Source organism: Brasilonema sennae CENA114 (genome assembly GCF_006968745.1).
In the GTDB taxonomy this organism is placed as follows: Bacteria; Cyanobacteriota; Cyanobacteriia; order Cyanobacteriales; family Nostocaceae; genus Brasilonema; species Brasilonema sennae.
Genome location: NZ_CP030118.1, coordinates 5,776,201 through 5,789,002, shown reverse-complemented (window position 1 = coordinate 5,789,002; position 12,802 = coordinate 5,776,201). Strand labels below are relative to the sequence as shown.

Genomic DNA, 12,802 nt, shown 5'->3' with positions numbered 1-12,802 from the left:
CACAACCTATAGATTTCATTTCATCAGTTTGCCAGTCAATAATCAACAGTCCTTCGTCATTTGACAAAGGACAAAGAACCAAGGAAAAAGAATAAATGTCAATAACTCAAAACTATAAATTAAACATTATTCAATGGTACCCAGGACACATCGCTAAAGCTGAAAAAAAATTAACAGAATATCTCAAGCTTGTTGATGTCGTACTGGAAGTACGCGACGCCCGTATTCCCTTGGCAACACACCATCCCCGAATTGGAGAATGGGTAACAGGTAAAACACGGGTATTAGTGCTAAACCGAGTTGATATGATTTTGCCTCAAGTCCAGCAAGTGTGGACAAAGTGGTTCAAGAGTCAGGGTGAACTACCTTATTTTACCAATGCTCAACAAGGTAAAGGGGTGGGTGCGGTGTTAAAAGCGGCACAAGCGGCTGGAGTTGCGATTAATGAACGTCGGAACAGTCGCGGGATGTTACCTCGTCCAGTCCGTGCTGTGGTAATTGGCTTTCCCAATGTTGGTAAATCAGCTTTGATCAACCGTCTGTTGAAACGGCGAGTGGTGGAAAGTGCAGCGCGTCCTGGGGTAACTCGCCAACTCCGTTGGGTGCGAATTTCTGAGGAATTAGAATTGCTGGATGCCCCTGGTGTTATTCCTCTTAAGTTGGAAAATCAAGAAGCAGCTTTGAAGTTAGCCATTTGTGACGATATCGGTGACGCATCTTACGACAATCAAATAGTCGCAGCAACTTTAGTAGATATCTGGAAAAATCTCCGAGTTAATACGGCTGATTTTATACCAGATAATCCGTTAGAATCACGTTACAAACTTGACCCGACTCCCCTAACCGGAGAAGAATATATGTTTGCTTTAGCAGAGTATCGCTATCAAGGTGATGTCGAAAAAACTGCACGTAGCTTACTAACAGATTTTCGTAAGGGTTTGCTAGGTGAAATTCCTTTAGAGTTACCACCTGGATAAGGAGTAGGGCGAGATTTTGAGTATAGTCGCGAGGAATTCATGGGTTGGGTAATCTATTTGTGGTCGTTGGAATCCTATTGAGAGTGTAATCAAGAAAAAGTAAAAGGTAACCCTGAGTATATCCTTTGCTTTCGCAATGGTGGCATTCTCTGCGTCCAGAATGGATTTTATAGAAATCATGACTAAACTGAAACTGCGCCTACAAGAGGATAATTCTGAAAAAACGGTCACAGTGCATCAAGATGTTTTTACTATCGGTCGTTTGCCACAATGTGACTTATACTTAGTCTCCGGAGGAGTTTCACGTTACCATGCCCGCATTATCAAAACTCGTTGCGATACGTGGACCGTTGAGGATTTGGGCAGCAAAAACGGTACTCAATTAAACGAACATCTGATCAGTTCTCCTCAACAGTTGCAAGACGGCGATATTATTTGGGTTGGGGATGTGTGTCTGAAAATCGTGTTGAGTTCTATTGACTCATCAATATTCAGTCAGGGAGTTGTCTCCCCAGGAATAACAATTCTTCGCGACGTTGAACAATTGCAACAGCAATGGATTCTCGCTGATAATGTCTATGGTGATATTGGCGTCAAAGACAAAACGATCGCCCGCCTGAAAGACTTAGTCAATATAGCTAAAAATCTATCTGCAGCAGCTTCAATAAAGGAAATTTTCTCTCAAGTTCAGGAAGTGGTGTTTCGTTACCTTAATAGTATTGATCGTTTGGGATTATTAATTGATGTTAGTGGATCTGGTAAACTAGAATTATTAAACGCTGCTACCAGAGATATCTCTTACCAAGAATACCTGCCAAGTGATGGCAGTTGGATTAGTCGTAGTATATGCCAAAAAGTCTTCGAGGAAAAAGTTGCTATTCAAACTGCTGATGCTCAAAATGATGAAAGGTTTGCAGGAGAAAATAGTCTTTTAGTCAAAGGTATTCGCAGCGCGATGGCGGTGCCTTTATGGGATGAAAATAAGGTTGTTGGTGTTCTCTACGCTGATGCTCATTTGTCTTCTCACCATTGGGCAGAAGAAGGTGAAGAAGAATTGAGCTTTTTTTCTGCCTTAGCAAATCTTGTCGCTTCTAGTGTACAACGTTGGCTCTTAGCCGAGAAACTCAAAAGCGAAGAGCTGATTCGCCGAAGACTCGAACGCTATCATTCACCAGCAGTTGTACAGCAATTGATCGCTGTTGGTGCATTGCCAAATGGACGTTTACCTCCACAAGAAAGTGAAATTAGTATCTTGTTTGCTGATTTGGTCGGTTTTACGGCAATTTCTGAAAGACTCTCACCAACTCACATTGCTGACTTGCTCAATAATTTATTTGAGGAGATGTTGCAAGAGGTGTTTGCTGGCGGTGGCACTTTGGATAAGTATATTGGTGATTGTATTATGGCATTTTTTGGTGCCCCGGAACCACAACCGGATCATGCCGATCGCGCTGTCACTGCTGCTATGGGTATGTTAACTCGTCTGGAACATCTTAATGCAAAAAATTTTTGGACAGAACCACTACAATTGCGAATAGCTATTAACAGTGGTAAGGCTGTAGTTGGAGATGTAGGTAGTTCCCAAAGAGTTGAGTATACAGCATTAGGAGCCACAATTAATCTGGCTGCACGGATGGAAGCAATTTGCCCACCAGGTGAATGTGTTGTCAGTGAAGATACTTACACAATACTGTCACAACCCTCCAGCTTCTTAGAAATGGGAGATTATCGCTTCAAAGGTATCAATCGATTAGTCAAGATTTATCGAACAAAAATGCACTAATCAAAGATTTTTGGCTAAAAAATCAAAAAATCCGCTGATTACAGTTATCATTATACGTTTAAGAGTTATTATGACTTAATTTTATAATCCAAACCTAAAAAAGATATTAAATTTGAAATTTATTTTTCATCACAGTGTCACCTCCTGTTACAATCAACCAGGGTCAGTGAAATGCATACTCGCTTAGCGTAGATTGTAAGCATAAATACATACGCAATATGTATAGCTTGTTTCAATTTGAATGGAAAAATTTTAATATAAGTAAAGTAAGCATTTTTTGAAAGACTACAATTTGAAATGTAGCTTCCATAAAAGGTGTCTGCAACGTATGGATGCTAACTTAAGTAAATTTTCAACGGGGAGGTCAGGGTATGGCTATCGCCACAATTAATCCTGCAACTGGAGAGTTGCTGAAAACTTTTGAGCCATTAAACGATGCAGAAATTGCTGAGAAACTAGATTTGGCACAACAGGCTTTTGAGAAGTACCAGAAAATTTCTTTTCAAGAACGTTCTGTTTGGATGCAAAAAGCTGCTGAAATTTTAGAGCAAGAAAAAGCAGATTTTGCCAAGATTATGACGCTGGAGATGGGTAAGCCTTTCAAAGCGGCGATCGCCGAAGTAGAAAAATGTGCCCACGTCTGTCGTTACTACGCTGAACACGCTGCTGAATTCCTAGCTGATGTTAGTGTAAAAACCGATGCAAGCCATAGTTTTGTAAAATACCAACCACTAGGCATTATTCTCGCAGTCATGCCGTGGAATTTTCCCTTTTGGCAAGTGTTCCGATTTGTTGCACCTGCACTGATGGCAGGGAATGTTGGATTACTCAAACACGCTTCCAACGTTCCCCAGTGTGCTTTGGCAATAGAAGAAATTATACAAAGAGCAGGTTTCCCAACAGGCGTATTTCAAACTCTATTGATAGGTGCTGCCAAAGTTGCTGACTTGATGAGTGATGATCGAGTTAAAGCAGCTACATTGACAGGAAGCGAACCAGCAGGCGCAAGTTTGGCCGCAGCCTCAGGAAAACAAATTAAAAAAACCGTCCTAGAATTAGGAGGAAGTGATCCATTCATTGTATTGGAAAGTGCAGACCTAGAAGCAGCAGTTACCACCGCAACAACAGCGCGAATGTTGAATAACGGACAATCATGTATTGCAGCAAAACGTTTTATTGTTGTTGAGACAATAGCAGACAAGTTTGAAAAGCTACTATTAGAGAAATTTCAAGCGCTGAAAATTGGCGATCCGATGGAAAGCGAAACTGACTTGGGTCCATTGGCAACTCCTGATATTATCAAAGACTTAGACCAGCAGGTACAAGTCGGTGTCAAGAATGGGGCAAAAGTTTTAACAGGCGGACATGCTTTATCAGATCGTCCTGGTAACTACTATCCACCAACAATTCTCACGGATATTTCTCCAGATAATCCAGTAGCGCAGGAAGAATTTTTTGGTCCGGTGGCGATGTTATTTCGTGTACCGGATATTGACGCAGCGATAAAAATCGCAAACGCCACACCATTTGGCTTAGGCGCGAGTGCTTGGACAACAAACTCCCAAGAACGTGATCGCCTCATCGAAGAAATTGAAGCAGGTTCGGTATTTATCAACGGTATGGTAAAGTCCGATCCCCGCTTACCCTTTGGTGGGATCAAGCGTTCTGGATATGGCAGAGAATTGAGTATCCAAGGTATACATGAGTTCGTCAATGTGAAAACTGTGTGGGTGAAATAACAAACCACATCAGGTGCAATCAACCCAGAGGAACAATAAGAGGAGATATGAACACAGCTGAATTACTCGTACAGTGTTTGGAAAATGAAGGAGTGCAATACGTTTTCGGACTCCCTGGGGAAGAAAATCTACACGTTTTAGAAGCGCTGAAACATTCTTCCATTCAGTTTATTACCACCCGTCACGAACAAGGTGCAGCATTCATGGCAGATGTCTACGGACGTCTGACAGGAAAAGCAGGAGTTTGTCTTTCGACTCTTGGTCCTGGGGCAACAAACTTGATGACTGGGGTAGCAGATGCTAACCTTGATGGTGCCCCTTTGGTAGCAATCACTGGGCAAGTCGGTACAGATAGAATGCACATCGAATCTCATCAATATTTAGATTTGGTGGCGATGTTTGCCCCGGTGACAAAGTGGAATAAACAGATTGTGCGCCCCAGTATTACACCAGAACTTGTGCGCAAAGCATTTAAGCGGGCACAAAGTGAAAAACCAGGCGCAGTTCACATTGATTTGCCAGAAAATATTGCCGCCATGCCTGCAGAAGGCTATCCCTTACGTAAGGACAATATTGAAAAAACCTTCGCTTCTTTTGCAAGTATTAGGGCAGCAGCCGCAGCAATTTCCCAAGCAGTTAACCCAATTATTTTAGTTGGTAATGGGGCGATTCGCGACCAAGCAAGCGATGCCGTCACACAATTTGCCAGTCAGATGAACATTCCTGTTGTTAACACTTTCATGGGCAAAGGTGTGATTCCCTACACTCATTCCTTAGCTTTGTGGTCAGTAGGATTGCAACAGCGAGATTTCATTACCTGTGGTTTTGATAGCACAGATTTAGTGATTGCCATTGGCTACGATTTGATTGAGTTTTCCCCTAAAAAATGGAATCCCGATGGCAGAATTCCTATTATTCATGTAGGCGTAACCCCCGCAGAAATCGATAGTAGTTATATCCCTAATGTTGAAGTCGTAGGCAATATTTCTGATTCTTTGTTTGAAATCTTAAAGTTTGCAGATCGGGACGGTAAGCCTAATCCTCATGCTATCAGCCTACGAACAAATATTCGTGCTGACTACGAAGAATATGCCAATGATGACGGGTTTCCCATTAAACCTCAAAAGTTAATTTATGACTTGCGACAAGTGATGGGACCAGAAGATATCGTCATCTCAGACGTAGGCGCACATAAAATGTGGATTGCTCGTCATTATCACTGCCATAGTCCTAATACTTGCATTATATCCAATGGCTTTGCCGCAATGGGTATTGCAATTCCTGGGGCTGTAGCCGCAAAACTCGTGCATCCCAACCGCAAAGTTATCGCTGCAACAGGCGATGGTGGTTTTATGATGAATTGCCAGGAATTAGAAACAGCTTTACGTGTTGGTACACCCTTTGTCACCCTTATTTTCAATGATGGTGGTTACGGCTTAGTTGAGTGGAAGCAAGAAAATTACTTTGGTAAAGGCAGATCATCTTTTGTGCATTTTGGCAACCCCGATTTTGTAAAATTTGCTGAAAGCATGGGTCTAAAAGGTTACCGTGTTGAATCGGTTACTGATTTCGTTCCTATCCTGAAAGAGGCTTTGGCACAGGATGTTCCAGCAGTGATAGATTGTCCTGTTGACTACCGGGAGAATGCACGTTTCTCCAGAAAAGCCGTTGAGTTGAATTGTACGGTGTAGGAAATGAGGAGTGAAAAGTTGGGAGTTTAAGAGCTTTTAACTCCTAACTCTTCATTTTTTTTACCCTAGCTTTGTGGTAGAAAAATTATTTTGGAACCACAAAGACATAAAAGATATAAAAATTTCTATCAGAAGTCTACAAATTTCCTTTAAGTCCTCTGTGCTTAGTGTAGTTTTTTAAGAAAAACCGCTATACTCTAAGCAGTTTCTCGACGACTGGTGATGGCGCGATCGCTGAGAATTGCCTTACAGCACATTGCAACAATTCAGTCAGTTCTAAAAGAGAATGGCTATCCTAGCCAACAAGCTCTAGCTCTGGAACTAGGAATATCTTCATCCACTGTCAAAAATTTTTTCAGTGGTCAATTTATTGATTGTCTGAATTTTATCAGAATTAGCCAGAAATTAAAGCTAGAATGGCGAGCGATCGCACATAGAGAACTGGAAACTCAACCTCAAGGATTGAGCGCTGAGCAATACTATCGCTTGGAGAAGAAACGAGACACGCTTCAACAAGAGTGGAATATTCGGACCGAGAAAGTCGGGCGTATACGGGAAAGCTTGGCGATTGAAACTAGTGCAGCAGATAAGTTTAAATCAGAACAGACGTTGTTATATGAGGAAGCTGAACTAGAGTGTCTTGGACATGAGCTAAATCAAATTGAAGCAGCGCTGGAAAGTCCTCCACTCAAGAAAAAAATAGTTGAGAAAAAACAACCGCCTCCACCTAAACCAAAAACTGAGGAAACCTCACCTTTCATCACTGGTTCACCCATCACCCATCCTCGCTACTTTTTTGGACGACAAAAAGAACTCAAACGCCTTTTCGACTTACTCAAACGCTATCCCCTGCAAAACGCTGCAATTATCGGTAAGCGGCGCATTGGCAAAACTTCTCTACTACACTACCTGAAAAATATCACCACCACTCCACTAGAACAGTTGCGTTCTGGTCAAAAGTACGACTGGCTACCGCATCCAGAAAATCATAAGTGGATATTCGTAGACTTCCAAGACCCGCGCATGGCAGGTAGAGAAAGGTTATTGAGCTATATCCTCGAATGCCTGAGTTTAAAAGTGCCAACACCTTGTAATTTGGATTACTTCATGGATATAGTCAGCGATAATCTACATTCGCCCACAGTCATCTTACTGGATGAAATTGGCGTTGGCTTACAACGCTGTCCAGAATTAGATGATGGGTTTTGGGAGAGTTTGCGCTCATTAGCGACTAACCACACAAGCGGAAATCTGGCGTTTGTCTTAGCTACCCATGAGTCACCCATTGAACTTGCTCGCAATACAGGGCATAGTTCGCCTTTCTTCAATATTTTCGGTTATACCGCAACTTTGGGAGCGCTGACTGAGACAGAAGCACGGGAATTGATTGCTAGTTCACCTATTATTTTCGCTAAGGAAGATGTAGAGTGGATTTTGCAACAAAGTCAATGCTTACCACTCTTGCTGCAAATACTTTGTCGAGAAAGATTATTTAATCTAGAAGATGGGGAGACTGATGATTGGTGTGAGGAGGGATTGCGACAGATAAAACCATTTGCTCATTTGTTGGAAAGAAACAGGGAGAGGTGAAAAAATGCCTTTTAGTAGCTACAAGAGCATTGGGGTAGTTGCGAAAGAATTTCAGATTAAATATGTGCGGGATAATTTTATTATTGAAACAGAATTTTTCATCAGTGATACTTTTCGTCAAGAATTAGATTTAATTTTCAACGAGGGAGTTTTTGATAATTCCGAGATTGCGATTTGCGAGAATATCATTTATCCGATTTTGAAAGAAGTTTGGAAAGCTTATCGGAGTAACTTTCTTCTCTGGAGTCATCAAACATTGATTTATGATGAAAAATTGTGTGGGGTTCCTGATTACATAGTGGCAAAGCGATCGCCCCTTGGGACAGTAGTTTTTGACAAGCCATATTTCGTATTAGTTGAGGCAAAGAAAGAAAGCGATTTTACTGAAGGCTGGGGACAGTGTTTGGCAGAAATGTTGGCAGTGCAACGGCTGAATAATGAGCCAGAACAAACTATCTTTGGAATTGTTTCTAATGGGGCAGTCTGGCAGTTCGGCAAGCTAATTTTAGATATTTTTACACAAAATAAAACTTTTTATACAATTCAGGATTTGGAGCGGCTGTTTGCAGCGGTTAATTATGTTTTTCAACAGTGTGATTTGCAATTGGATAAGTAATGATAAAAATTTCAGTTTGTTAACTAATGGAGAATTATCTATGAAAAGCGTCACAAGGCTTGGATTTTTTCGGATACTTGACACATAAGCCCTTAGCCTTCTTGATAGAAAGTTGATTTTATTGAGAATGAAAACGTAGCTTTGAGGCTTTGGTATTGGGAGAGCGATTGCCCAAGGGGCAATCGCTCTCCCAAATGTTAAGAAAAATCCGGGTAATGGATAGCTTGTAGTATAAAATATAGTGTTCTATTTTTTTTGATAAAAAACCTACAGGCACTAAATCTAGTCTATTGCGTTGACATTCTGCTTTTTGGGATGAATGGCAGCGCATACCTCTAATGTGCTTAGACAAGCACCTCATCATAGTAATGGAACGTAACCCAGTTGAGGTACAAGCTGCCATCAAATACCTGATTACCCGTAGTAAGCGGTGCATGATTCAATCTGCACGGATTGAACTGGATGCACGCAGGTTAGAACGCTGTGTTGATGTGGAAGCTATCCGTAACGTTCACCTCACACAAGTAGCTGTTGAACAACAGACTTTAGCGACCCCTTTGCTAAGCCTCTTCAGTAGTATTAGCCAAGATGTAGACGCTGCTCTCAATCAGCAGAGTACTTATAATCAACATCTTGCGCTCAGATCTGTTGGCCAGCGCTTAGATGCACAGTTACAACAGTTACAAATATTGCTCCGCAGTAGCGACAAATACACCCCCCGCTTCTACCCCATCGCCAAATATTGGCGTGAGATAGTGGATAATCATTTACAAGAACTTGCTGAAGCAGTCGAACTCGGGCAAGAAATTGACAATCCATACATTATTGGTATACCCCTAAATAACCAATTAGAAATCTTTATTGGACGTATTAGCATTGCATTACGTATTGAGCAATTACTACTAGATCGCCGTCGCCCACCCTTACTACTGTACGGTCAGCGGCGCATGGGCAAAACTTCCCTGCTCAACAACCTGGGACGCTTGCTACCTAATACCATCATTCCCATGTTTGTGGACTTGCAAGCAGCACCTTCATCAGCTAGTGACTATGCGGGTTTTCTCTACAACCTCGCTAGAGGGATGGTAAAATCAGCGAATACCCAAAGAGACTTGACCTTGCCACCCTTGACACGCGAAGCGGTAGCAACAGATCCATTCACCTGCTTTGATGAATGGCTTGATCAGGTAGAACAGGCACTAGAGCCGTATACCGCCTTGCTTGCCCTAGACGAGTTCGAGGTGCTAGACAGGGCTATATCCAAAGGACGCTTTGATGAGCAAGACGTTTTCGGAATGCTGCGTCACCTGATTCAACATCGTCCCTGGTTCAAAGTACTGCTGGCTGGCTCGCATACCATAGAAGAGTATCAGCGCTGGGCTAGCTACCTCATCAACGTCCAAGTGGTGCATATCAGCTACCTGAAAGAAGACGAAGCCCGTCAACTCATTGAGCATCCTGTCAAAGATTTTACCTTACGCTATGAACCTGATGCCGTGGAGCGAGTGCTACAACTTACCCGCTGTCACCCTTTCTTAGTACAATTGCTGTGTGGTGAAATTGTCGCCCTCAAAAACGAGCAAGACCCCTCAGTGCGACGATTAGCAACTTTAGCAGACGTGGAAGCTGCGGTTCCAGAAGCTTTGAATAGTGGCAGTTTATTTTTTGCAGATATTCAAAATAACCAAGTAGACGCTGCTGGGTTAGCTATCTTGAAATACTTGGCAGCACAAGGAGAAGGAGCAATAGTTAGTAAAAATACTATATTAAAACAACTTCCTGATATATCGGAAAACGCTTTTAAACTCTTGTTGCAACGCGAGTTGATTGAGGAAGTTGAGGACGGCTTTCGCTTCCAAGTGGAGTTGATTCGACGGTGGTTTGCTTAAATGTAGAGATGACTCTCTTTTCTTGGCGTTCTTGGCGACGCCAGTCGCCTACGGAGGGAAACCCTCCTGCAGCGCTGGCTCGTCTTGGCGGTTAATAATTTTCATAAATCAGATAAGACTGCTATGAGTTGCATTCATACAGAGAATTTTCCCTCGCCCTATCTCTTCCTCTGTGTTCTCTGCGCCTCTGCGGTTTTTTCTCCCTAAACGCAACTTGGTATCACCCGTTTGACGTACACCTAAAGATTGAAATTTAACCTTCAAGTCATACAATCTTGGTGTCCTTACATCCGGAAGTTTATGCGGTTTTTTACACACAGTCGCCGGTGGGTATTCCTAACGCTTTTTGTGATTGCAGTTATCGTAGCGTGTACAGCATCGCCTGGAAAACGTTCTGGGCAAACAACACAACAGCAAGCAACACAACATAATATGATCATATTCGTTGCTGATGGGCTGCGTCCAACTTGGATTAATGCTACCGATACCCCAAGTATGAATGAGATACGGGAACGCGGTGTGAAGTTTACCAATAGTCACTCTTTGTTTCCGACTTTTACGACTGCTAATGCTTCGGCGATCGCCACCGGTCACTATTTAGGCGATACTGGTGACTTTAGCAATACTATCCAAGTCAATGCCCCGGTCAAAAGTGCCAAAAACAGCCTTGTCCCCTTTTTAGAAAACAATGCTGTTCTCCAAGAAGTGAACAAACAATTTGGTGCTAACTACCTCAACGAACAAACTCTGCTAGAAGCTGCAAGAAAATCAGGTTTCAGCACTGCAGCAGTCGGAAAAATTGGACCAGTTTTGATTCAAGATGTGACTTTGCAAAAAGGTGAACCAACGATCATTTTTGATGACGCCACTGGGACACCCACAGGAATTTCCTTGAGTTCTGAAGTGAGTGAACAGCTTGCCAAAAACTCGTTACCAACAGCAGCACCTTCACGCGGTGACAATGGCAAACCGGGCGACAGCAAGACTCCTGGTACTAAAGTTGCCAATACAACTCAGCAGCAATATTTTGCTGATGTGACGACTAAGGTGATTCTGCCAATGTTCAAGCAACGGCAAAAACCCTTTGTATTAGTTTATTGGTCTCGTGATCCAGACGGTACACAGCATAATCACGGCGATAGCCTCAACCAGCTTGTTCCTGGTATTAATGGTCCGACAGTGCAAGCAGCGCGTCAGAATGTTGACAAAAACCTGGCTCAAATTCGCACTGCATTAAAGGATTTGGGTTTAGAAGAAAGCACAAATATATTCTTGACTGCTGACCACGGATTTTCGACTATTAGTAAGGAGAGTAAAACCAGTTATTCGGCGACGCTTTCTTATCCGGAGGTTCCAAAAGGTTTTATCCCACCTGGTTTTGTGGCGATTGATATTGCTCAGGAGTTGAAATTACCTCTGTTTGACCCAGATAATAAGAATGCAACTGTAGATCCTAGTATTGGACAGTTTTCTAAAAATAGTGTGATTGGGAAAGATCCCAAAAAACCAGATGTTATCGTTGCTGGTAATGGCGGTTCTGATTTACTTTACCTGCCAAATGCAGCAAACAAAAAAGCAACTGCCAAAAAGATTGTAGATTTGCTGCTGAAGCAGGACTATGTTAGTGGGATATTTGTGGATGATTCTTTGGGAGAAATTCCTGGGACTTTATCAATGGAGGCGATCGCTCTTCGAGGTGCAGCACGCACTCCCAAGCCATCCATCTTAGTCAACTTTCGTTCCTTCGATACAGGTTGCGGCAATCCTACAGCGTGTGGTGCGGAATTAGCCGATACAGGTTTGCAGCAAGGACAGGGAATGCACGGTAGTTTTAGTCGTGCTGATACTTTCAACACAATGGCAGCAATTGGACCTGACTTTAAACAAGACTATGAAGACTTAGCTCCTGCAAGTAATGCAGATGTGGCAGTCACCATAGCGAAAGTACTGAAATTGAAGTTGTCCACTCAAGGTAAACTAGTTGGTCGAGTGTTAAATGAAGCGCTAGTTGGTGGATCTGATAACATTCAGTATAAATCTTTTACGCTGAAATCTCTATCTGCTGCTAACGGTTTAAAAACCATCCTCAAGTATCAAACAGTAGGAAAAACTCGCTACTTTGATGTTGCTGGATTTCCAGGTCGTACCCTTGGACTATAGTTAAACGACTTTGACACAGCATGTACTGTCTATCAGCGATTTTTGACTCATATTTCGGGAATTTGTGTTGAGAATTAAATTCAATTACACACAACCCTTAGTTTCTGTGTTTGAATCAATCCCCAGTTCTGAATAGCTTTGTTGTAAACGTTCCCAGAGTTCAGTTATTTGCTGGTTGGCATCTTGTGGAGAGAGCTTTCCAAGAGTTTGTAAATTGCTAATGTAGCCAACTCGTGTTGCAAATTCTTGTAAATTAGCGTTGAACACTAAAGCCTCTGGCGTGAAGTTACCGTGGTAACTTCTTGTTTGATAAAGAAAGTCATGTTTGTCTATTTGCGGTTTCATAATCCACCTCTT

9 protein-coding genes are annotated in these 12,802 nt (G+C 42.3%); 8 read left to right on the top strand and 1 reads right to left on the bottom strand.

Annotation, left to right across the window (positions count from 1 at the left end; all coding sequences use genetic code 11):
* Positions 1-95 precede the first annotated feature (95 nt).
* The 8 genes from ylqF (at position 96) to DP114_RS24180 (ending at position 12,445) form a co-directional block, all read left to right on the top strand.
* Complete coding sequence (gene ylqF, locus DP114_RS24215) at positions 96-977, top strand: ribosome biogenesis GTPase YlqF (protein ID WP_171977332.1); 882 nt, start codon at positions 96-98, stop codon at positions 975-977.
* A 178-nt stretch (positions 978-1,155) separates the two neighbouring features.
* The gene (locus DP114_RS24210) at positions 1,156-2,760 is read left to right on the top strand and encodes an adenylate/guanylate cyclase domain-containing protein (protein WP_171977331.1); all 1,605 of its coding nucleotides are present in this window, start codon (positions 1,156-1,158) and stop codon (positions 2,758-2,760) included.
* Positions 2,761-3,131: 371 nt separating this feature from the next.
* On the top strand, positions 3,132-4,499 hold the full coding sequence (locus DP114_RS24205; RefSeq protein WP_171977330.1) for an NAD-dependent succinate-semialdehyde dehydrogenase: 1,368 nt from the start codon (positions 3,132-3,134) through the stop codon (positions 4,497-4,499).
* Positions 4,500-4,546: 47 nt separating this feature from the next.
* Positions 4,547-6,190: an acetolactate synthase large subunit gene (locus DP114_RS24200; protein WP_169268155.1), complete on the top strand. Its 1,644-nt coding sequence runs from the start codon at positions 4,547-4,549 to the stop codon at positions 6,188-6,190.
* A 222-nt stretch (positions 6,191-6,412) separates the two neighbouring features.
* Positions 6,413-7,780, top strand: a complete 1,368-nt coding sequence (locus tag DP114_RS35300) for an ATP-binding protein (protein WP_246162727.1) — start codon at positions 6,413-6,415, stop codon at positions 7,778-7,780.
* 4 nt (positions 7,781-7,784) lie between these two features.
* A complete protein-coding gene (locus DP114_RS24190; RefSeq protein ID WP_171977329.1) occupies positions 7,785-8,396 on the top strand; it encodes a hypothetical protein in 612 nt (203 codons plus the stop codon).
* Positions 8,397-8,764: 368 nt separating this feature from the next.
* Positions 8,765-10,285 (top strand): AAA family ATPase, encoded by a 1,521-nt coding sequence (locus DP114_RS24185; protein WP_216669933.1) that lies wholly within the window; start codon positions 8,765-8,767, stop codon positions 10,283-10,285.
* Positions 10,286-10,585: 300 nt separating this feature from the next.
* On the top strand, positions 10,586-12,445 hold the full coding sequence (locus DP114_RS24180; RefSeq protein ID WP_171977328.1) for an alkaline phosphatase family protein: 1,860 nt from the start codon (positions 10,586-10,588) through the stop codon (positions 12,443-12,445).
* A gap of 84 nt (positions 12,446-12,529) precedes the next feature.
* Here the strand turns inward: DP114_RS24180 and DP114_RS24175 are convergent, their stop codons facing one another.
* Positions 12,530-12,790, bottom strand: a complete 261-nt coding sequence (locus DP114_RS24175; RefSeq protein WP_171977327.1) for a DUF7219 family protein — start codon at positions 12,788-12,790, stop codon at positions 12,530-12,532.
* Between the last annotated feature and the right edge of the window lie 12 nt (positions 12,791-12,802).

Bases quoted from the DNA above. Each gene is read 5' to 3' on its own strand.
- DP114_RS24175 (WP_171977327.1), bottom strand. From the start codon at position 12,790: ATGAAACCGCAAATAGACAAACATGACTTTCTTTATCAAACAAGAAGT.
- DP114_RS24185 (WP_216669933.1), top strand. From the start codon at position 8,765: ATGGAACGTAACCCAGTTGAGGTACAAGCTGCCATCAAATACCTGATT.
- DP114_RS24190 (WP_171977329.1), top strand. From the start codon at position 7,785: ATGCCTTTTAGTAGCTACAAGAGCATTGGGGTAGTTGCGAAAGAATTT.
- DP114_RS24180 (WP_171977328.1), top strand. From the start codon at position 10,586: ATGCGGTTTTTTACACACAGTCGCCGGTGGGTATTCCTAACGCTTTTT.
- ylqF (WP_171977332.1), top strand. From the start codon at position 96: ATGTCAATAACTCAAAACTATAAATTAAACATTATTCAATGGTACCCA.
- DP114_RS24210 (WP_171977331.1), top strand. From the start codon at position 1,156: ATGACTAAACTGAAACTGCGCCTACAAGAGGATAATTCTGAAAAAACG.
- DP114_RS35300 (WP_246162727.1), top strand. From the start codon at position 6,413: ATGGCGCGATCGCTGAGAATTGCCTTACAGCACATTGCAACAATTCAG.
- DP114_RS24205 (WP_171977330.1), top strand. From the start codon at position 3,132: ATGGCTATCGCCACAATTAATCCTGCAACTGGAGAGTTGCTGAAAACT.
- DP114_RS24200 (WP_169268155.1), top strand. From the start codon at position 4,547: ATGAACACAGCTGAATTACTCGTACAGTGTTTGGAAAATGAAGGAGTG.